This window comes from Vibrio sp. C8, from assembly GCF_054051265.1.
The window spans coordinates 35,704-55,766 of the sequence record NZ_JBPAOE010000013.1 but is presented as its reverse complement, the minus strand read 5'-3'; the positions used below and the strand labels follow the sequence as shown (position 1 = coordinate 55,766).

Below are 20,063 nucleotides of genomic sequence, written 5' to 3'. Positions count from 1 at the left end.
AAATAAAAAACCCCACCGTAACGGTAGGGCTTTTGAATTCAGTTAGGTATTAAATTTATTCAGCTTCGATGCTAACAAATTTACGGTTTTTAGGACCTTTAACTTCAAATTTCACTTTACCTTCAGTAAGAGCGAAAAGAGTATGGTCTTTACCGATACCAACGTTAGTGCCAGCGTGGAACTTAGTACCACGTTGACGAACGATGATGTTACCTGCTAATACAGATTCACCACCGAAACGCTTAACACCAAGACGTTTACTTTCTGAATCACGGCCGTTACGAGTAGAACCGCCAGCTTTTTTGTGTGCCATTGTTAAACTCTCCTAAGTTACTTAAGCGTTGATGCCAGTAATTTTCACTTCAGTGAACCACTGACGGTGGCCTTGTTGTTTACGAGAGTGCTTACGACGACGGAACTTAACGATTTTAACTTTATCGCCACGACCGTGTTGTACTACTTCAGCAGTAATTTTACCGCCTTCAACAAGAGGTGCACCAACAGTGATTTCTTCACCGTTAGCAACTAGAAGAACTTTATCAAATTCAACAGTTGCACCAGTTTCAACGTCTAATTTCTCTAAACGAAGAGTTTGACCTTCGCTTACACGGTGTTGTTTACCACCAGATTGGAAAACAGCGTACATATTTTACTCCGCTCTTTCCGCACAGCCTATGCTATATGTGAGCAATGAGGGTGTGCGCTAAACTAATCATCAATAGGGCGCAGATTCTACGTGAATGATGGTCCTATGACAAGCCATATTTTAAAAAAATTGGCGAAAAGCTAATCGCCAAACAAAAGTGCCGCAATCATGCCTTTATGACGTGTATTAATCAATGCTTTTTAGTGTATTATTCAACAATTCTAGAAGACAAAATGCCTTACAAGCTCTAACTTCAGCCGGATGTACAATGGATTTTAAAGCTATCCAAGCGCTTACTGCCGATGACATGGCAAAAGTGAATGAAACAATTCAAGCTCAACTCAACTCTGATGTCTCTTTGATCAATCAACTCGGGTTCTATATTGTCAGCAGCGGCGGCAAGCGTCTAAGACCTTTGTTAGCTGTGTTATCGGCAAAAGCTCTTGGCTATGAAGGGACTGCTCACACCACCGCCGCAGCGTTTATTGAATTCATCCATACAGCAACCCTGTTGCACGACGATGTCGTCGATGAATCTGACATGCGTCGAGGCAAAGAAACGGCAAATGCGGCATTTGGAAATGCGGCGAGCGTGTTGGTCGGCGACTTTATCTATACTCGTTCATTTCAAATGATGACAGAGCTAGGATCAATGAAGATCCTTAAGCTTATGAGCGATGCAGTAAACGTGATTGCGGAAGGTGAAGTTCAACAATTAATGAACTGCAACGATCCTAACACCACAGAAGAGCTGTACATGCAGGTCATCTATTCTAAAACTGCTCGTCTGTTCGAAGCGGCAACTCAAATCGGGGCAATTTTAGTTGATGCTCCTGAAGAAGTAGAAACGGCTTTACAGAACTATGGTAAATATTTAGGTACCGCATTCCAACTTATTGATGATGTCATGGATTACACTTCTGACGGCGAAGAAATGGGTAAGAATGTTGGTGACGACCTAGCAGAAGGCAAACCTACACTTCCGCTGCTGCATGCAATGCGCAATGGTACTGCTGAGCAAGCTGAAATGATTCGCGACGCAATTGAGCATGCAAACGGTATGGAACGTCTAAACGACATCCTCGCTGCAATGGAAGAAACAGGCTCTCTCACTTATACCGTCAACAAAGCATTGGAAGAAGCGGATAAAGCGATTGCACAGCTTGAAGTTCTGCAAGAGAGCGAATACAAGCAGGCCTTAGTGACTCTTGCCCATATGGCAGTGAATCGCAGCAAATAATCACAAATAATTATCCATAAAAAAGCCGCTCCATCTAGGAGCGGCTAGAAAATTGTTTAAACACTGAATTACTTAACGAACTCAACACCAGTTTGAATATCGCCGTTAAGTGTTTCTAACATGCCATCCAACGCAGCTTTTTCAAACTGGCTAAGCGGACCATAGCTCAACACTTCTTCTACTCCGTTTTTACCCAACTTAACTGGTTGAGCAAAGAAAGGAGCATGTTCACCGTTACCTTCAACATATGCGTATTCAATAACATCTTCACCTTGTAGAGCTTTGACTAAAGACAAACCGAATCGGCAAGCCGCTTGTCCCATTGATAGCGTTGCACTACCGCCACCCGCTTTTGCTTCTACAACTTCTGTACCTGCGTTTTGAATACGCTTGGTCAATGCTTCCACTTCTGCATCCGTAAACTCAACACCTTCTACTTGAGAAAGAAGAGGAAGAATCGTCACACCAGAGTGACCACCAATCACAGGAACGCGAACATCACCTGGGTCTTTCTGTTTAAGGTCCGCAACGAAAGTCTCAGCACGAATAACGTCCAGAGTCGTAACACCAAACAGCTTGCGTTTATCGTAAACACCCGCTTTTTTCAAAACTTCAGCAGCAATAGGAACTGTGGTATTCACTGGGTTAGTGATAATACCCACACACGCATTTGGGCAAACTACTGCAATGCGCTCTGCCAAAGATCTTACAATCCCAGCGTTCACATTGAATAGATCCGCACGATCCATACCCGGTTTACGAGCAACACCAGCTGAAATTAAAACAACATCAGAGCCTTCAAGAGCAGGAGTTGGGTCCTCACCACAATAGCCTTTAATAGAAACAGGGGTTGGTATATGACTTAAGTCCGCAGCAACACCAGGCGTTACTGGAGCAATATCATACAGGGCAAGATCTGATCCTGCTGGTAAACGGTTTTTAAGCAATAAAGCGAGGGCTTGACCAATGCCACCAGCGGCACCAATTACAGAGACTTTCATTATCGTTCTCCTTGTGAGTTTTTCTCTTATTTATGTTTTGTAGGGTAGTGTAATATCTGACCAAAAAATTATAGTAATCACAAGTTGATTACAAACAGTTAACGCCAGCTTTGCGACCTCGAACACTTCCTTGTCAACTCGCAAATCGTTAACTGAGTACTAACATATCCCTTGCCCTTTTAAATCTCCCTTTTTTCTCTCTCCCTGAGCCCGAATTCTACCGATTTAAAGTGACCTTTAAGACAGTTTTGAACCTTAATTTGCCTGCAAGTGAATATCTATGCGAGAATATGCACCATTATTGAATTAGTGGTAACAAAAATATGCGTAGTGCAGATAAACAAGACAACTTAGTCCGCGCTTTTAAAGCTTTATTAAAAGAAGAACGTTTTGGCTCTCAAGGCGATATCGTTGACGCTCTTAAAAATGAAGGCTTTGACAATATTAACCAATCTAAAGTCTCCCGCATGCTTACGAAATTCGGTGCTGTACGCACACGTAACGCAAAAATGGAAATGGTCTATTGCTTACCTGCAGAACTAGGCGTACCCACTGTATCAAGCTCTCTGAGAGAACTCGTACTGGATGTTGACTACAACAATGCGCTCGTGGTTATCCACACTGGTCCTGGTGCTGCTCAACTTATCGCTCGTTTACTTGATTCTCTAGGTAAATCTGAAGGTATCCTTGGCGTTGTAGCTGGTGACGATACTATCTTTATTACCCCTACGCTGAACATTACAACGAAGCAGCTATTTACCTCTGTTTGTGAACTGTTTGAGTACGCTGGTTAAATAGCCATCTGAGTGTAACTCATTAATCGCTATACATTATTACCTTTCTAGAAGTCACGTAATGGGATCAATTCGTGACTTTTTTGTATCTATAATCCACAAATCAATCATTCTTTGATCACTCAAAAATAATTCAACCCATGAATTACAAATTTGAAACATCATGAAACAATTCATTCTAAGTTAGTGGTAATACTTAGCTTTTATGACTACATTTTTAAACATCACTATTATTATGTGATGTTTTTTTGCTATTATCCTGACACTTTTTCAACATAAGGATTGAAAAAGCTACTGTTTCTCATGAAGAAACGACCAAAGCAGCTACACTTGTTTTGGGTAATTATGAATGAAGGAAGGGAAATTCATGGCATTGAATAAAATTATAAAGGTCGGCGCTATTGCTGCAACTATCCTTGGTGCAGGCGTTGTTAACGCGCAAGAGTTCATCACAATCGGTACAGGTTCTGTCACTGGTGTTTATTACCCTACGGGTGGTGCAATCTGTAAGCTTGTTAACAAAGACCGTAAAGAACACAACATTCGCTGCTCTGTAGAATCTACCGGTGGTTCTATTTACAACGTAAATACAATTCGCTCAGGCGAGCTTGATTTCGGTATCGTGCAGTCTGACTGGCAATACCACGGCTACAACGGAACAAGTGAATTTGCAGAACAAGGCCCATACAAAAAATTACGCGCGATGTTCTCTCTTCACACAGAACCTTTTAACATCATCGCTCGTACTGATTCAGGCATTAATGGTGTAGCAGATCTTGCCGGTAAACGAGTAAACATTGGTAACCCAGGCTCTGGTGACCGTGCAACAATGCAAGTTGTTATGGATGCATTTGGCTGGACGAATGACAGCTTCACATTGGCTTCTGAACTCAAAGGCTCTGAGCGTTCTCAAGCATTGTGTGATAACAAAATCGACGCATTCATCTACATGGTTGGTCACCCAAATGGCTCAATCAAAGAAGCGACTACCTCATGTGACGCTAAGCTAGTTCCAGCAACTGGCGAACAGATCGACAAGATCGTTGAGGGCAACCCTTACTACGCATACAGCACAGTTCCTGCAGGTATGTACCGTGGCACAGATCAAGATGTGAAGAGCTTCGGTGTAGCAGCAACTCTAGTAACAACATCTGATGTTTCAGATGAAGTCGCTTACAACGTTGCAAAAGCAGTATTCGAAAACTTCGAAACTTTCACTCGTTTGCACCCTGCATTTGCAAACCTGAAGAAAGAAGACATGGTTAAAGCGGGTCTTTCTATCCCTCTTCACCCAGGTGCTGTGAAGTACTACAAAGAAATCGGTCTGCTAAAATAATTACTAGCAACTCCGACAATAAGGGGGCTTAGGCCTCCTTATTGTTAATCTCTATTTACGTTCAATATTTTGGGTTTTCGCTCATATTTAGAAAACCTCTCTTCGTTGTAACTCTTTACCATCATTAAAAGGATAATGTACATGACGCAGACAAATTCTCCGTCTCAAGATGTGCAAGAGATGGTCGCACAAGCGGATACAGGCGCCAGAAACCCAAGAGGTATTCCGGGTCGCATTTTGTGGTTTGTGCCACTATGTTGGTCATTATTCCAACTTTGGTACGCATCTCCGTTACCGTTCGTTTTTAATTTCGGCGTACTTAACGATACTCAAGCAAGAGCGATTCATTTATCGTTTGCTGTCTTTCTTGCCTTTACAGCCTATCCGGCTCTAAAGAATTCTTCACGAGACCGAATCCCGCTTATCGATTGGGTATTCGCACTTGTAGGTAGCTTTTGTGCTGCATACATCTATTTGTTCTACGCGCAATTAGCTGGCCGTTCAGGTGCACCAACCTTGCTCGATGTTGTTACAGCATCGGCAGGTATGTTATTGCTTTTGGAAGCAACTCGACGCGCGCTTGGTCCACCTTTAATGGCTGTAGCTGCAGTATTCTTGCTATATACCTTTGCTGGCCCATATATGCCAGAGGTTATCGCTCACAAAGGCGCGAGTTTAAATAAAGCAATGTCACATCTATGGTTAACCACCGAAGGTGTATTTGGTGTTGCTTTAGGTGTTTCAACTTCATTTGTATTCCTGTTTGTACTGTTTGGTGCAATGCTGGAAAGAGCGGGTGCAGGTGCCTACTTCATTAAAGTCGCTTTTTCTTTACTAGGACATATGCGTGGCGGCCCAGCAAAAGCGGCGGTTGTTGCATCCGGTTTATCAGGACTGGTTTCTGGTTCGTCGATTGCCAACGTTGTGACAACGGGTACGTTTACTATTCCTCTAATGAAGAAAGTTGGCTTCCCAGCATCAAAAGCTGGTGCTGTCGAAGTTGCAGCTTCAACTAATGGTCAGCTCACGCCGCCAATCATGGGCGCAGCTGCATTCTTGATGGTGGAGTACGTCGGCATTTCTTATGTAGAAGTGATCAAAGCTGCACTTTTACCAGCACTAATCTCGTACATCGCTTTGATCTACATTGTTCACTTAGAAGCGTGTAAAGCAGGCATGCAAGGTCTGCCAAGACGACACACTTCGACATTCTTACAAAGCATGCTCTCTTTCACCGGAACTATTCTGGCTATCTGTGTCATTAGTGCGGTGGTTTATTACGGGATTGGCTGGACAAAAGATGTCTTTGGCTCAGCGGCGACAGCGTTAGTGGGCATAGCGTTACTTGCTTCCTATGTTGCACTGGTTAAGGTATCTGCAAAGCATGCCAAAGATGGCGGGTTTAATCTTGACGAAGATATTCAAGAGATCCCTGATGTTGGCCCAACAGTAAAATCTGGTCTGCACTTTCTGCTACCGATTGTTGTTTTGGTTTGGTGTTTAACCGTTGAACGTTTTTCTCCGGGCTTATCAGCATTTTGGGCAACCGTCTTTATGATGTTCATTCTGCTGACACAGCGCCCATTGATGGCAGTGTTTAACCAATCAAATGATGCGGCTGAACAAGCAAAAGTAGGTGTTGTCGATTTACTTGAAAGCTTAGTTTCTGGTGCTCGAAACATGATTGGTATTGGGGTTGCAACCGCAGCTGCCGGCACGGTCGTGGGTGTGGTAACGCTGACTGGTATTGGCCTTGTGATGACAGACTTCGTTGAGTTCATCTCAGGCGGTAGCGTGATTATGATGCTACTGTTTACCGCTGTGATCAGCCTGATTTTAGGTATGGGCTTACCAACAACTGCAAACTACATTGTAGTTTCAACTTTGATGGCTCCAGTTATTGTGACTCTTGGTGCTCAACACGGATTGATCATCCCACTTATCGCTGTTCACTTATTTGTGTTCTATTTCGGTATTTTGGCTGACGATACTCCGCCTGTAGGTCTTGCAGCGTTTGCCGCAGCTGCGATTGCCAAATCAGACCCAATTCGCACCGGTATCCAAGGTTTTACCTACGACATACGAACCGCCATTTTGCCGTTTATGTTTGTGTTCAACACCCAGCTACTGCTAATGGGGATTGATACTTGGTGGCATCTAGGGTTAACCATCATCTCATCCATTATTGCGATGTTGCTGTTCTCAGCCGCGACACAAGGTTGGTGGTTTACCAAGACAAAATGGTGGGAAGTTGTTGCTCTGCTCGCTTTAACATTTACTTTCTTCCGCCCAGGTTTCTGGTGGGATATGGTTTACCCAGCACAAGAAGTGCATCCGGGTGTTGAGCTTGCTCAAATCGTAGAACAGACGCCAATTGGTGAGCCGGTACAAATGCTTGTTGCTGGTGAGACCATTGACGGTAACTTCGTATCTAAGACGGTGCTACTGCCATTTGATGACAGAGCTGCTACTCCAGAAGAACGTATTTCTTCTATGGGTCTAATGCTCAACAATGATGGTGAGAAAATGATCGTTGATATGGTGGAGTTCGGCAGCCCAGCAGAATCAGCGGGTATCGATTTTGGATGGGAAATTGAATCGATCATTATTGATAGTGAACGACCAATGAAAGAATGGGTATTCCTTCCAGCTCTACTCCTGACAGTGCTACTTGGCTGGAATCAACGAAGAAGAGCGAAAAAAGAGCAAGTTATAGCCTAACCTTTCGTCTGGCTAGTTCAATAAGGGAATAGCCAGACATTATCACTCAGAGAAATAACATTATGTATAAACACATTCTTGTTCCTGTTGATTTAAATGAGCACGGTTTCTGTGACAAGGCTGTTGAACATGCGGTTTGGCATGCAAAACAGAACAACGCTAAAGTTCATCTGCTCAATGTTCTGCCTGGCATTCACATGTCGATGGTTGCTACCTACTTCCCTAAAGAAGCGGCAAAACAAATGAAAGAAGATGTGAAACAACAACTGAAAAAATTTGCACAGCAGTTCAGCACTGACGGCGTTGAATTTGAAGTGTATGTTGCAGAAGGGAAAGCTTATAGCACCATTCTTGATTACGCTAAAAAGGTTCACGCAGATTTGATTATTATGCCGAGTCACAAACGATCTCGAATCGATAAAGTGGTATTAGGTTCTGTCGCCAGCAAAGTTGTTGAAAACTCCCCTGTCAATGTACTGGTTATCAAACCAACGGGTCTATAAAAGATTAACAATAGAGAAAGGCGCTTAATGCGCCTTTTTTGTTAGTTTTTACCTATCACACTAATTCAAAAACACCACTAGCAATAATGCGAATAGTTATCAATAATGACCCCAACAAAGAAAACAAGATTGGGCACATTATGAAAAAGACTATCAGTTTTGCAGCATTACACTTCAGCATTGCTTTTACCGTTGCATACGTACTGACAGGCGACATCATTCTAGGCAGCCTGATCGCAATGCTTGAGCCAATGGTGAACACTGTAGCATTCTACTTCCACGAGAAAGTTTGGGACAGATACGCTCCGCTACAGCGCTATGCTCATAACCCAAGAATCAAAACCATGAGCTTTGCTGTTATTCACTACACAGTGGCATTTAATGTGGCATACATACTAACAGGCAGCTGGTTAATTGGTGGAGTGATGGCGCTGATTGAACCAAGTTTTAACACTTGTGCTTACTACTTCCATGAAAAATTCTGGCAGAGCAAAGCCAATCATAATCACTGGCAATGTGCTCACTAAGAGAAAACCCCAACTCTAAGAGCTAGGGCTTTTGGTTTCTAATCTATACAAAGTGAGTCACGCAAAACTCTCTAGATAGACCGAGCTGACACACTTTTCTCTGCCCATCCAACTGAATGCTTAACTCATAAAGATCTTTCGGATTTGGATTAGCTTTGTCGTAATACTTCGGGGCGTCGACCTGAAATAGTGCACTGACATGGTCACTGCGGATATCAATTGGCAACTGATACGTCATACCATCGAACTTAACTGCTGCTGAGACTAGACCCGGAGAGAACGTAGTGAAGTACAAATTCACCAACAACTCACAACCGCCACCGTAGTGCCAGATTTGTTCTGTAGTGATCGAGCCTAAACGTACATGACGGATGAACTGCAAATAAGGCTCACGCCAAATGCCTATTCTGTCATCGTACTTTTTCACGTCTTCACTCAATAAACAGACTTCAACTTCAGCGATTTCTTCATCCAGCAGCCAATCTTCATCTTGTTCCAGAAAGAGGATCTCAAAACGATTTCTCCCCAGTGTTAAATGCGGAAGAACATCTTTTCGATAGACCTTCTGAGAGCCATCGCAATCAAACAGAGCGACACCGTTCAAACGGACTTCCGCATGATAATCAATACCTTCCAGAACAAGGTCAACGGCTCCGAAGTTCAACATGCTCTCATCGACTTCAATATCGTGCATGAGATGCCATTCCTGATGTGCAATCTCGCCTTCAGATAAAGTTTGAGGTAACACAGCACTGAGTGGTGACGGAAAAGTGATATCGTCCTGAGGTATGGATAAATCGGTGAGCGGTGAAAGTTGCCATAAACCGGCGAGAGAAAGCTGCATAATATTCTTATTGGATGAATTTTTTTATAGAAGAGTTGGCACCATTTAAACATAGTGCTAATAAAAAATACCAGCCTAGGCTGGTATCTATATTAAGACTTACTCTTCATCATCGTCTTCATCTTCGTCAGGGTACAAGGCATCTTCGCCCTCGTAGAAAGTACCCCATCCGTCATAGATGATGTCGTATTTTTCAGCTAGATTAACCAGTTTTTCAACTTGAGCGTCGATCGCTGCTGGATCAAGAGCAGACTGCATAGTTGCATCAAAGCACAGCAGTTTACTGCCGTCTTCATCTTCTGCTTCTTCAGCTTCAAGAACTTCAAAGCCCATTTTAAAAGCTTCAACAGCAGCTTTTTCTAGCTTTTCGAAATCTTCAGCGAAAAAGTGGTGTTCAATCTCATACAGCGCTTCAGGATCACTGCCATCTTCCAGCAGTGCTTGAATGATTTCGCGAGTATCTTCCTTTTGAATTTCTAGGAAGTCTTCCACTGATAGATAATCATCTTGTTGAGGCATAAAAATGTGCTCCAAAGTGTACAAAAAGGGTATCAATTTAATTGCGCGCAATATCGCATGGATCGTTGTGAATTACCACCTGCATAACGATCTTAAAACGATCTTTCTGGTAATAACCACTTTACTGCTAACAAGTCATTCTCTACTAACAAGCAATAAAGCCTACAACAATCCATAGGCTTTGCTTTAATGCTTCTAGCTGGAAGACACGGTTATTCCGTGCCACCCACGGTCAACGCATCCAATTTCAGTGTCGGCTGACCAACACCTACTGGCACACTTTGTCCAGCCTTGCCGCACACACCAACACCACGGTCAATGCTCAGGTCATTACCCACCATTGACACTTGCTGCATTGCTTCAATACCAGAACCGATTAAAGTTGCACCTTTAATTGGGCGAGTCACTTTACCGTTTTCAATTAAGTATGCTTCTGATGCAGAAAACACGAACTTACCGGAGGTGATATCAACCTGACCACCACCAAAGTTAGGCGCATACACCCCTTTCTTCACCGTAGAGATGATCTCTTCAGGAGTATGTTGACCCGGCAGCATGTAAGTGTTGGTCATTCGCGGCATTGGCAGATGAGCATAAGACTCACGACGGCCGTTACCCGTTGGAGCAACGCCCATTAAACGCGCGTTGAGTTTATCTTGCATATAGCCTTTAAGAACACCGTTTTCGATCAGTACATTGTATTGACCATTCACACCTTCATCGTCCACGTTCAGTGAACCACGAAGATCTTTCAAAGTGCCATCATCGACAATAGTACAAAGATCAGAAGTCACTTTCTGTCCGATTTTGCCAGAGAATACTGATGACTCTTTACGGTTGAAGTCGCCTTCTAAACCATGGCCTACCGCTTCATGCAGTAGAACACCCGGCCAACCAGAACCTAATACCACTGGCATAGTGCCCGCAGGTGCTGCATCGGCTTCTAAGTTAACCAGTGCCTGACGGATCGCTTCATCTGCATAAGCAAAAACGATCTTCTGTCCGTTCTCTTCATTTAAGAAATAGTCGTAGGTAAAACGGCCACCGCCACCAGCACTGCCGCGTTCACGGCGATCGCCACGTTGCGCTAATACGCTGATAGATAAACGAACTAATGGACGAATATCGCCAGCGTAAGTGCCGTCTGTCGCCGCAACTAACACTTGTTCATGTACACCACTCAGGCTTACAGAGACTTCTTGAACGAGTGGTTCTTTGGTGCGGATGTAAGCATCTATCTGCTGTAGTAATTCTGTTTTCTTTTGTTTTTCCCAGCTTTCTAATGGGTTAACAGCCGCATAGTAGGTTTGGTTACTATTACGCTTAAAGGCTTGTACCGATGCATTCTGCCCTTGCTGTGCAATACCGCGCGCAGCAATCGCACTTTGCTGTAAACCTTCTAACTGAATTTGGTCGGAATACGCGAAACCTGTTTTCTCGCCGGTGACAGCTCGCACACCCACACCACAGTCGATGTTGAATGAACCATCTTTGATAATGCTGTCTTCTAAAATCAAAGACTCATGCCAGCTAGACTGGAAATAAATATCTGCATAATCAATCTGGCGGGTTGCGATGCTCGACAGAGTATCGGCAATATCTTGCTCAGTAAGCCCTGCCGGTTTTAATAATGCTTCTTCAATGCGGGTTATACTCATGTTTAGCTCTTTTTCTCTATAAATTGCTTATGAAAGAATAAATTGATTGCGAAAGCGTGTGTGGGCACTAATAGGCATAGCAGCACGCACACTCTCTATTTGTTCTAACTCGATATCAACAATCAGACTTGCAGCATCTTGCTCTAGTGAAGCAATGATCTCACCCCAAGGACTGATCACCATTGAATGCCCCCAAGTTTCTCTTCCGCAAGCATGATGGCCACCTTGACCAACTGCGATAACCCAACACTGGTTTTCTATCGCACGAGCTCTTAGAAGCACTTCCCAGTGCGCCTTGCCAGTTACGGCAGTAAACGCAGCAGGTACCAACAGTATCTGGGCTCCTAATCGACGTAATTCTGCATACAGATTAGGGAATCGAACATCATAACAGATGGACAAACCCAGCTTAGCAAAGGTCGTTTCTGCCACAACGATATCGTTACCCGGAGTAAACGTTTCTGATTCACGATAACGCTTGTGACCATCAGCAACGTCAACATCAAACATGTGCAGCTTATCATAGTGAGCCACAATATGACCTTGCGGATTAAACAGAACGGATGTGGTAGTCACGCCTTGAGTCTCCGCTGAAGTTCGGCGAATCGGCATACTACCGATGAGAACCCAAACCTGCTGCTCTACAGCTAAGCGCGATATTCTTGCCTGAATAGGCCCATCACCCAGTTCTTCAGCACTGTTGTGGTAGTCCTCTTTGTTACCAAACACTACCGCATTTTCTGGGGTAACCACCCACTTAGCGCCTTGCTTTGCCAACTGCGTAGTTTGCTGTTCAATATAAGTGAGATTCTCATTCACATCCGAGCTGGATGTCATTTGAATTAAACCAATACGTTCCATGTAAATAGCCCAACCTACTTTTGTCTGACTTATTTTGCGAGATCTCTAAGTTTTTTCGGCAGCTTAAATTCACCGCGACTACGAGAGAGTTCTTTTACTGTCGGTGAATCCATCGGACCTTTCACCTCATAATTTACTTCGGTGAAAACTTCGACTACAGGTGCTATCACCGTGGTAATAGCCAACACATATAACGCCGTTTGTGGCGTTACTGCAAATGCGGTCAGTACAGGAATACCTGAAGTAATATCCGGCACGAAGTTAACTTCTGCATCTACAGTACGAGTATTGAGATCTGCTAATCCCTTGATGGTCATGTCACCAGCAATGGCATCCATCTTTATATCATTGGTAACAAAAATACCTTTATCAACTTCACCGCTGCCAGTGATCGAATCAAAGGCCATACCTTTATCGAATACATCACTGAAATCGAGCTGCATTTTACGAATGATAGAGTCTAAGCTGAACAGTCCCAAGAACTTCGCAGCACCGCTGACATCGGATATCACCCCTTTACCCAGTTCCGTTTTTACATTGCCTTGAACGGTATTGACCTTCATCGACCAAGGAGCTCCATCCCATTGTAAATCAGTCCACATGTTGAACGAGGCTTTTTGAATCCCAGAGCTGATACCGAATCGTTCCATCAGGTCGCTGTTGTTTTCACCCTGAACTTCAAACTTTAGCTTAGTGTGGCTGGTTGTGTCGGTCAGTGTCCAGTCACCACTCATATGAACGGTATTGGTACCACTCACAACATCCACTTTTTTCCACTCCAGAGTGTTACCTCTACGCTGGAAGTCCATATTCACTTTGCCGACTTTATAACCTTGCAGCCAAAAATCGTTAATCACCAGAGTAAGATTCGGCATCAGGCGATGAAACTCTCGATCAAACTCTGAAATCAGAGGGTCAGATTGTTTAGTATGCGCTGCCAATAAAGGTTTCGGCTGTTCTTCATCTAACGATGGAACAAATACATGCAGACGATCGAAAGAGACCGATAAATCATAAGGCTGAATATAATTGGCTTGCCCTTTTGCTTCTTGGCTTTCCAAGTTCATCACCCAGCCAAGGCCTTTCCGACGCGCATTAAAGTCAACATCGTGCCATTCAATCTCGGCAAGGGTCAGTTCTTGAGTTTTTAGATCGACACGTTGTGGAACTGGAATCTCCGGAGTGTTCATTTTATCTAGACTTGACTTGCCCGCTTTAGCGACAGGCACATCATTCATCACAGAAATCCAGTCATCTAAGTTAAATCGGTCAAGACGAATCTGAGCATGATGCCCCACCACTGGACTAATTTTAAAACCACCTTGCCCAAGTACTAAGTTAGTCGCTGTTAACACGGGTGTTTTAGGTCTAATATCAATCTCAGCCTGATACTTGGCTTGAGGAAGCTGAAGACGCGCAGTAATCGACTCCTGATTCCCTGAAGCCTGCAGATGCGCTTTGCCCGCTGTTTTCGTTTGCTTTGCCAATGGGTACGGGTATTCACTCGACACCATTTTCAGGTCTGCGGTGCTATCTATCTGGTAAGTAAAGCCAACATCGTTTAACTGCAAAGCCACACTGGTTTGCCACGGTGCGTGGCCTTTCAGACGTTTAAGCCAACGTTCCCCAACATAAGGCACCAGAGGTTTCACATCCCAGTCACCGATAACATCAATGTTTACCGCATAACCTTGAGGCGTACTTTCGCCCTGAAAATCAAAAGAGATCGGTTGTTTTAACAACTTGGATGACAAGCCTGCAGCGGTAATCACGTCGTTGTCGAAGTTAATGCGACCGGATACCGAATCCAACATCATTGGTGGAGCATCAATATCCACATGATTTTTTGACAAGTCAGCCCAACCCCAAGCCCGAGGTTCTTTGTCTCGGGTAAACGGGATATTTAACTGAAATTCAGAAGTAACTTCACCGCTCACTTGAACGGCGTTAAGCGCCGCACCCACAGAGTCAACAAGCGGGGTCGCCGTCATATACGCCCGAACGTCATTCCCTTCCGCCACAGCACTGGCTTCAATCTCGATATGACCATCTGGCGCTAAACTTGGGATGCGCCCGGTGATTCGTTTGGCTCTCACATCCATTAAGGTTGCCGCATTTGAATCCAAATACATGGCAGCGTTTTCGAACAACAAATCCAATTGCAAATTAGTGATCGTCGGCCAAGCAGTATCAAAACTAAATTTTCCTTCTTTCAGCCCAACCCATGCTTGAAATACGCCATTATGATCCTGATACGGAAATGAGCCTAAATCGCCATACCAAATCAGTTTAGCGGTATCTACTCGACCACCTTGAATGGCGGTAGACAAGTAGTCCGTCAAGTCATCGCCCAGCGCAAGAGTTGGCAAGTAGCGCCAAGTCTCACCCGCATTATAAGCATCCGCTTCTAGATAAAATGACAAGAATGGACTTTTATCGTGAGGAAAATCGAGACGAAATGCGCCTAATGCCTGCAAGTCAGGAGTAGCAACGGTGACTTTGTCGGCCCAAAGTGACCAGCCTTCACTGTCTGTTTGCCAAACTAAATTCACATCACCATGACGAATGTTCAGTGGCGCCTGAAACACATCGCCATACGGCAAGGTATCATCAATCAAGGTGGCATGGATTTTTGCAATATCAGCAGAACCGCTAATCTTTGCCTGAAGTTGATGCACTTCAGGAAGTAAATACCATTGTGCGATTCGACCATCCGTTAGCTGCGCAGAATAACGCAATGAGTCGATGTTTTGTCCCATAGAAACTCGGATATCTTCCAATAATCCGCCCGGTTTCAGGTCATTAATCAGTTTGGTCGATTGCTGAGAATTTGGCATCAAAGCCGCTAGAGGCAAGAGCGTTTCTACATCTATTTGAGAAAAATTTAACGTCCAACCTTCCGGTTGCCAATCAAGAGCAACATCGAGATCTGGCCAAGCTGTATCATTGGTACGTAACTGCAAAGAGTGGGCATTAACCTGCCACCCTTTGTCAGCAGGCATTAGCTTAACAATGCCAGACTCCAGTAAGAGTTCGTTGGTACTGCCTTCTTCCCCCCAGATAAGCTCTGACGGTTTCAGCTCAACGTAGCCATCAACGGGTTGATTGTGATTCAGGGTCATCCACGCGTTAAAGCTTACTCTTCCGCGCTCAATACCTGTTTCTTCTTTCAGGTAACGAGTTAACCAAGGGGTAACGCGCAGATTGTCGGCACTCGCATAGAAATCACCAGAAATATCAAGCAGTGAGCCATGGTCTTCAAAGTCAGCACTTACTAACAGAGAGTTGATATTAGCATCCGCTAAGCTCACTTCACCTTCTGCAAAATGGTGAGAACCTTTGTTCCGCCAACGCAACTTAGCGATATCAAGCTGTCGAATTTCGCCTGTCATTGTCTGGTACAAAATTGTTGAGTTAAGAAGCGAAAAATTATCAAGTTGGCGTAAGAACAGGTCGTCCAGCAGTTGCACAACTTGTCCTTCATTGCTCGCCTCAGAGTTTGCTTCAGATCTATCATCGCGATCAGAACTAGCAATACGGTTCCAGTCAATTGAACTGATATCCAACTTCATGCCATGAATGCTCATATCCGCTATCACCGGCTGGCGGTTTAGCAGAGACTGAAATAAGTCAAATTCGATATCAATTTGCTGAGTAGATATGTGGATTTTACTGCTTACGGGAAGTTCTGCTCTAACTGCTTTGAGGGCGAGCGAAGGGTGCGTGTTTTTCCAAAAACCACGCACATCGGTCACTTTGAACTGTATGTTTGTTTGCTGAGTCGCCCAGCGTTCGATTTCACTTTGGTAGCGATTCATTTCAGGCAGCAGTACCCGCAAAGCAGTTACCACAACGGCCAATAACACTAATAGGCTAACAATAAGCCATAAAATAAATCGCCCAAGGCGGGTAAAGGTTGAGCTCACTCAATATCCTTTTACATCATCACAACATCAAATTGTTCTTGGATATACAGAGGTTCTGCTTGAATACGAACTTCTTTACCAATAAACAGCTCCAGCTCAGCAAGCGCATGAGACTCATCTCCTTGCAAAGTCTCTGCCACTGCAGGAGATGCATACACAACAAACTTGTCTGAGTCGTAGGCTCGATTCACTCTCGTAATTTCGCGCAGTATTTCAAAGCAAACCGTTTCAACGGTTTTCACCGCACCACGACCTTCACAAGTTGGACAAGTAGAACACAGAACATGTTCAATACTTTCTCGTGTACGTTTACGAGTCATCTCGACTAATCCCAACTGCGTAAATCCGTTGATATTCGTTTTGACTCGGTCTTTACTGAGTGCTGCTTCCAGCGAAGCAAGTACTCGCTTGCGGTGATCATCGGAAGCCATATCGATAAAGTCGATAATGATAATGCCGCCTAGATTTCGTAAACGCAGTTGGCGAGCGATCGCCTGTGTTGCTTCGATGTTGGTATTGAAAATTGTCTCTTCGAGATTACGGCGGCCGACAAAAGCGCCAGTGTTAATATCAACCGTAGTCATGGCTTCTGTCTGATCGATAATCAAATAGCCACCAGATTTAAGCTCCACTTTACGCTCCAAAGAACGTTGGACTTCGTTCTCCGTGTCGTACATATCAAAAATGGGTTTATCACCTTCGTATAGCTCAAGTTTGTCGGTCAACTCTGGAACGAATTCGGATGTGAACTCTTTGAGGTTTTCGAATTCTAGACGTGAATCGACCATTATGCTGGTCAGTTCTGTACCGACAAAATCACGAATAATACGTTGAGACAACCCTGGTTCACCGTACAGCGTTGAACGAGTTTTGTTTTTCGCACGTCGCTCCATGACTTTGACCCAAAGGCGTTTGAGGAAAGCGGCATCTTGCGCCAATTCTTTCTCATCCGCACCTTCAGCCGCGGTACGAATGATGAATCCACCATTCTCATCGCAATACTGTGCCACTACTGCTTTTAGGCGATTACGTTCAGCTTCACTTTCAATTCGCTGAGAAACACCTACGTGCGCAGAACCCGGCATGTAGACCAAATAACGCGATGGTAAAGTGATATCTGTGGTTAAGCGGGCACCTTTGGTTCCCAAAGGGTCTTTCACGACTTGCACAACAATGTCCTGACCTTGGCGAACCAATTCAGATATGTCGCGCACTTGGAACTGTTGTTTTTCGTTTTCCGCCACACATTCTGTGTGAGGAACGATATCTGAAGCGTGTAAAAAAGCAGCTTTGTCTAGACCAATATCCACAAAGGCCGCTTGCATACCAGGTAAAACTCGACTGACTTTACCCTTGTAGATGTTTCCGACAATGCCTCTTTTTGCTTCACGTTCAATATGGATCTCTTGAAGAACTCCACCTTCGATCATTGCCACCCGTGTTTCACTCGGTGTGACATTCAAGATCAACTCTGCACTCATGAGCGCACCTCAATTTTTAATAATACTAAAATATAAATTCGTGCAAGAGCTGGTCAGTTTCATAGAGCGGTAATCCCACCACTGCGTGATAGCTACCTTCAATCCTAGTTACAAATCGCCCACCCAATCCTTGAATGCCATAACTGCCAGCTTTATCGCAAGGCTCACCACTTTGCCAATATTGTTCGATTTCTTGTTCTGACAAGGGTTTAAACCACACATCTGTGGTGACGACCACAGAACGATGTTTTTCTTTTGCAGCGACCGTTACGGCCGTCATTACTTGATGCTGGGTTCCCGAAAGATACTCAAGCATCTCTTTGGCGTGAGAAAAGTTTTGTGGCTTTTCTAATACGCGATTGTCTTGAACCACTATTGTGTCCGAGCCTAAAACCACATAGTCCTGCTCGTCCACATTCAGATTAGTCGCGTTTTGTTTAACCAGTTCTAAGCCAGCCAAAGCCTTATCACGCGACAAACGTTCTACATATTGAACGGGAGATTCACCGTCTAAACGCTTCTCCTCAACATTTGGGACTAACACGTCAAAGTCATATCCCAATTGAGAGAGAAGTTCTCGGCGTCTAGGTGAACCTGACGCCAGAATTAATCGTTGTTTGTTCATTTTATTTTATGTGCCAATGACGTCGAACGCGGCGCAGCAATAAAAACATCCATGGCCAAAGTATACAGCTAATTAACCCACTCCAGAGAGACAATGGGTTAAATGTGACATCCTGAATGAGATATTCACCAAAGAATATCAACACTTCAAGCGCCATAGCGAGCAGACCAACCACAAAAGCTTGCTGCCAAAGTGCCATATTTCGCATCACTAGGAAGTTCATTGCAACAATGTAAATCACGATAGACATCATCATCCCTCGGATACCGAGAGTCGAGCCTAATAACAGATCCCAAAGAAGACCCACCACAAGTGCAGAGCCGACATTGACACGATGAGGTAATGCAAGAACCCAGTAACAGGTCACCAACAAGATCCATGATGGTCTCAACAGATCAAGGGAACCCGGCCAAGGGATCGTCTGGAATATTAAGGCACACAGGAAAGAGCCCCAAATAACAAATCGGCCTCCCCAATCACTACTGCCCATCTGTTACGCCCTCTTCAATATCTTCTGGGTTTGCGAGTAATACTTTTTGTTGGCGGTCTTCATTCGGCCAAATCAATAGCAGGTAACGTAAGCGATCAAAATCAACCACTGGCTTCGCTTTTATGGAGGCAAATTCACGACGAGTATCTTTATCAACATCGGTAATGTATGCAACCGGATATCCTTCTGGATACACACCACCAAGGCCAGACGTTACCAACATGTCACCGACATCGATATCGGTACTGGTTGGAATATGCTCTAACTGGATTTCATCACTTTGCCCGTTACCAGAAGCAATCACTCGAATATCGTTGCGGATATTCTGCACTGGTATGGCGTTGTTTGGGTCGATAAGCAGTAATACACGGCTATTGTGTGCGGCAACAAACGTTACCTGACCAACAATACCTTTTTCATTGATGACAGGCTGACCTTCGTAGACACCGTCAGTTCTGCCCTTATCAATCACCACCTGATGGCGATATGGTGACGTATCAACAGCCATTACTTCTGTAACAACTTTCTTCTCATCACGGACAAATTCAGAACCAAGCAATTTACGTAAACGTTGGTTTTCTTCACGATATTGATCAAGCAAAGTTAAGTCACTTTTAAGCGTCATAACTTCACGTTTAAGATTTTGATTCGAACTCAACAGTTGATCACGAGTGCTGAACAGAGAGTAAAAATCGTTAAACATGGTACGCGGCAAATCTGCAGCATACTGAATAGGCGCTACTAGGCTATTGAGCAAATAACGTACATTTGCGAATGCTCCTAAACGACTATCAGCCAGCATTAGGCTGGCTGATAACATGACCGCGAAGAACAGTCGTTGTTGGAGAGATGGTCCTCGACCAAATATTGGCTTCATCTTATAACAATCCT

18 protein-coding genes are annotated in these 20,063 nt (G+C 44.2%); 6 read left to right on the top strand and 12 right to left on the bottom strand.

The genetic code is table 11. The features are described 5' to 3' along the window. Nucleotides 1-55: 55 nt before the first annotated feature. Together rpmA and rplU are read right to left on the bottom strand one after the other, a co-directional pair. Nucleotides 56-313: a 50S ribosomal protein L27 gene (gene rpmA, locus ACRQQK_RS09695; RefSeq protein ID WP_004409945.1), complete on the bottom strand. Its 258-nt coding sequence runs from the start codon at nt 311-313 to the stop codon at nt 56-58. Between the two features lie 21 nt (nt 314-334). After that, entirely contained in the window at nt 335-646 is a 312-nt protein-coding gene (gene rplU, locus ACRQQK_RS09690; protein WP_042489259.1) for a 50S ribosomal protein L21, read from the bottom strand. A gap of 268 nt (nt 647-914) precedes the next feature. Between rplU and ispB the strand changes: the two genes are divergently transcribed. Further along, nucleotides 915-1,886, top strand: a complete 972-nt coding sequence (gene ispB / locus ACRQQK_RS09685; RefSeq protein ID WP_457511194.1) for an octaprenyl diphosphate synthase — start codon at nt 915-917, stop codon at nt 1,884-1,886. 68 nt (nt 1,887-1,954) lie between these two features. Here the strand turns inward: ispB and mdh are convergent, their stop codons facing one another. After that, complete coding sequence (mdh, locus tag ACRQQK_RS09680) at nt 1,955-2,887, bottom strand: malate dehydrogenase (protein ID WP_457511193.1); 933 nt, start codon at nt 2,885-2,887, stop codon at nt 1,955-1,957. Between the two features lie 323 nt (nt 2,888-3,210). Here mdh and argR point away from each other — a divergent pair, with 323 nt between their 5' ends. The 5 genes from argR (at nt 3,211) to ACRQQK_RS09655 (ending at nt 8,768) form a co-directional block, all read left to right on the top strand. Then, nucleotides 3,211-3,681: a transcriptional regulator ArgR gene (argR, locus tag ACRQQK_RS09675; protein WP_042489268.1), complete on the top strand. Its 471-nt coding sequence runs from the start codon at nt 3,211-3,213 to the stop codon at nt 3,679-3,681. 367 nt (nt 3,682-4,048) lie between these two features. Next, a complete protein-coding gene (locus ACRQQK_RS09670) occupies nt 4,049-5,017 on the top strand; it encodes a TAXI family TRAP transporter solute-binding subunit (RefSeq protein ID WP_457511192.1) in 969 nt (322 codons plus the stop codon). 141 nt (nt 5,018-5,158) lie between these two features. After that, on the top strand, nt 5,159-7,738 hold the full coding sequence (locus ACRQQK_RS09665) for a TRAP transporter permease (RefSeq protein ID WP_457511191.1): 2,580 nt from the start codon (nt 5,159-5,161) through the stop codon (nt 7,736-7,738). Between the two features lie 62 nt (nt 7,739-7,800). Beyond that, complete coding sequence (locus ACRQQK_RS09660; protein WP_102955317.1) at nt 7,801-8,241, top strand: universal stress protein; 441 nt, start codon at nt 7,801-7,803, stop codon at nt 8,239-8,241. A 140-nt stretch (nt 8,242-8,381) separates the two neighbouring features. After that, nucleotides 8,382-8,768, top strand: a complete 387-nt coding sequence (locus tag ACRQQK_RS09655; RefSeq protein WP_457511190.1) for a DUF2061 domain-containing protein — start codon at nt 8,382-8,384, stop codon at nt 8,766-8,768. Between the two features lie 43 nt (nt 8,769-8,811). Here ACRQQK_RS09655 and ACRQQK_RS09650 read toward each other — a convergent pair whose 3' ends face one another. From ACRQQK_RS09650 to mreC, 9 genes are all read right to left on the bottom strand, one after another. Then, nucleotides 8,812-9,612, bottom strand: a complete 801-nt coding sequence (locus tag ACRQQK_RS09650) for a glycosyl hydrolase 2 galactose-binding domain-containing protein (protein ID WP_457511189.1) — start codon at nt 9,610-9,612, stop codon at nt 8,812-8,814. Between the two features lie 99 nt (nt 9,613-9,711). Continuing rightward, nucleotides 9,712-10,131 (bottom strand): ribonuclease E inhibitor RraB, encoded by a 420-nt coding sequence (gene rraB / locus ACRQQK_RS09645; protein ID WP_457511188.1) that lies wholly within the window; start codon nt 10,129-10,131, stop codon nt 9,712-9,714. Nucleotides 10,132-10,343: 212 nt separating this feature from the next. Beyond that, nucleotides 10,344-11,789: a metalloprotease TldD gene (gene tldD, locus ACRQQK_RS09640; protein ID WP_042489291.1), complete on the bottom strand. Its 1,446-nt coding sequence runs from the start codon at nt 11,787-11,789 to the stop codon at nt 10,344-10,346. A gap of 27 nt (nt 11,790-11,816) precedes the next feature. Then, nucleotides 11,817-12,650 carry a carbon-nitrogen hydrolase family protein gene (locus tag ACRQQK_RS09635; protein ID WP_457511187.1) on the bottom strand — a complete coding sequence of 278 codons (834 nt, stop codon included), beginning with the start codon at nt 12,648-12,650 and terminating at the stop codon, nt 11,817-11,819. A gap of 29 nt (nt 12,651-12,679) precedes the next feature. Then, a complete protein-coding gene (locus ACRQQK_RS09630; protein ID WP_457511186.1) occupies nt 12,680-16,576 on the bottom strand; it encodes a YhdP family protein in 3,897 nt (1,298 codons plus the stop codon). 11 nt (nt 16,577-16,587) lie between these two features. Next, nucleotides 16,588-18,057 (bottom strand): ribonuclease G, encoded by a 1,470-nt coding sequence (rng, locus tag ACRQQK_RS09625; RefSeq protein WP_457511185.1) that lies wholly within the window; start codon nt 18,055-18,057, stop codon nt 16,588-16,590. Between the two features lie 25 nt (nt 18,058-18,082). Continuing rightward, nucleotides 18,083-18,682, bottom strand: coding sequence for a Maf family protein (locus tag ACRQQK_RS09620; RefSeq protein ID WP_457511184.1), 600 nt, complete (start codon nt 18,680-18,682; stop codon nt 18,083-18,085). A gap of 1 nt (nt 18,683) precedes the next feature. Beyond that, entirely contained in the window at nt 18,684-19,172 is a 489-nt protein-coding gene (gene mreD / locus ACRQQK_RS09615; protein ID WP_457511183.1) for a rod shape-determining protein MreD, read from the bottom strand. Then, a complete protein-coding gene (gene mreC / locus ACRQQK_RS09610; RefSeq protein ID WP_102955313.1) occupies nt 19,162-20,049 on the bottom strand; it encodes a rod shape-determining protein MreC in 888 nt (295 codons plus the stop codon). Before mreC ends, mreD begins: the two co-directional genes overlap by 11 nt. Nucleotides 20,050-20,063: the final 14 nt, after the last annotated feature.

What these genes read in the sequence shown, in the direction of transcription:
- rpmA (WP_004409945.1), bottom strand. Translation starts at nt 313, where the DNA reads ATGGCACACAAAAAAGCTGGCGGTTCTACTCGTAACGGCCGTGATTCA.
- rplU (WP_042489259.1), bottom strand. Translation starts at nt 646, where the DNA reads ATGTACGCTGTTTTCCAATCTGGTGGTAAACAACACCGTGTAAGCGAA.
- ispB (WP_457511194.1), top strand. Translation starts at nt 915, where the DNA reads ATGGATTTTAAAGCTATCCAAGCGCTTACTGCCGATGACATGGCAAAA.
- mdh (WP_457511193.1), bottom strand. Translation starts at nt 2,887, where the DNA reads ATGAAAGTCTCTGTAATTGGTGCCGCTGGTGGCATTGGTCAAGCCCTC.
- argR (WP_042489268.1), top strand. Translation starts at nt 3,211, where the DNA reads ATGCGTAGTGCAGATAAACAAGACAACTTAGTCCGCGCTTTTAAAGCT.
- ACRQQK_RS09670 (WP_457511192.1), top strand. Translation starts at nt 4,049, where the DNA reads ATGGCATTGAATAAAATTATAAAGGTCGGCGCTATTGCTGCAACTATC.
- ACRQQK_RS09665 (WP_457511191.1), top strand. Translation starts at nt 5,159, where the DNA reads ATGACGCAGACAAATTCTCCGTCTCAAGATGTGCAAGAGATGGTCGCA.
- ACRQQK_RS09660 (WP_102955317.1), top strand. Translation starts at nt 7,801, where the DNA reads ATGTATAAACACATTCTTGTTCCTGTTGATTTAAATGAGCACGGTTTC.
- ACRQQK_RS09655 (WP_457511190.1), top strand. Translation starts at nt 8,382, where the DNA reads ATGAAAAAGACTATCAGTTTTGCAGCATTACACTTCAGCATTGCTTTT.
- ACRQQK_RS09650 (WP_457511189.1), bottom strand. Translation starts at nt 9,612, where the DNA reads ATGCAGCTTTCTCTCGCCGGTTTATGGCAACTTTCACCGCTCACCGAT.
- rraB (WP_457511188.1), bottom strand. Translation starts at nt 10,131, where the DNA reads ATGCCTCAACAAGATGATTATCTATCAGTGGAAGACTTCCTAGAAATT.
- tldD (WP_042489291.1), bottom strand. Translation starts at nt 11,789, where the DNA reads ATGAGTATAACCCGCATTGAAGAAGCATTATTAAAACCGGCAGGGCTT.
- ACRQQK_RS09635 (WP_457511187.1), bottom strand. Translation starts at nt 12,650, where the DNA reads ATGGAACGTATTGGTTTAATTCAAATGACATCCAGCTCGGATGTGAAT.
- rng (WP_457511185.1), bottom strand. Translation starts at nt 18,057, where the DNA reads ATGAGTGCAGAGTTGATCTTGAATGTCACACCGAGTGAAACACGGGTG.
- ACRQQK_RS09620 (WP_457511184.1), bottom strand. Translation starts at nt 18,682, where the DNA reads ATGAACAAACAACGATTAATTCTGGCGTCAGGTTCACCTAGACGCCGA.
- mreD (WP_457511183.1), bottom strand. Translation starts at nt 19,172, where the DNA reads ATGGGCAGTAGTGATTGGGGAGGCCGATTTGTTATTTGGGGCTCTTTC.
- mreC (WP_102955313.1), bottom strand. Translation starts at nt 20,049, where the DNA reads ATGAAGCCAATATTTGGTCGAGGACCATCTCTCCAACAACGACTGTTC.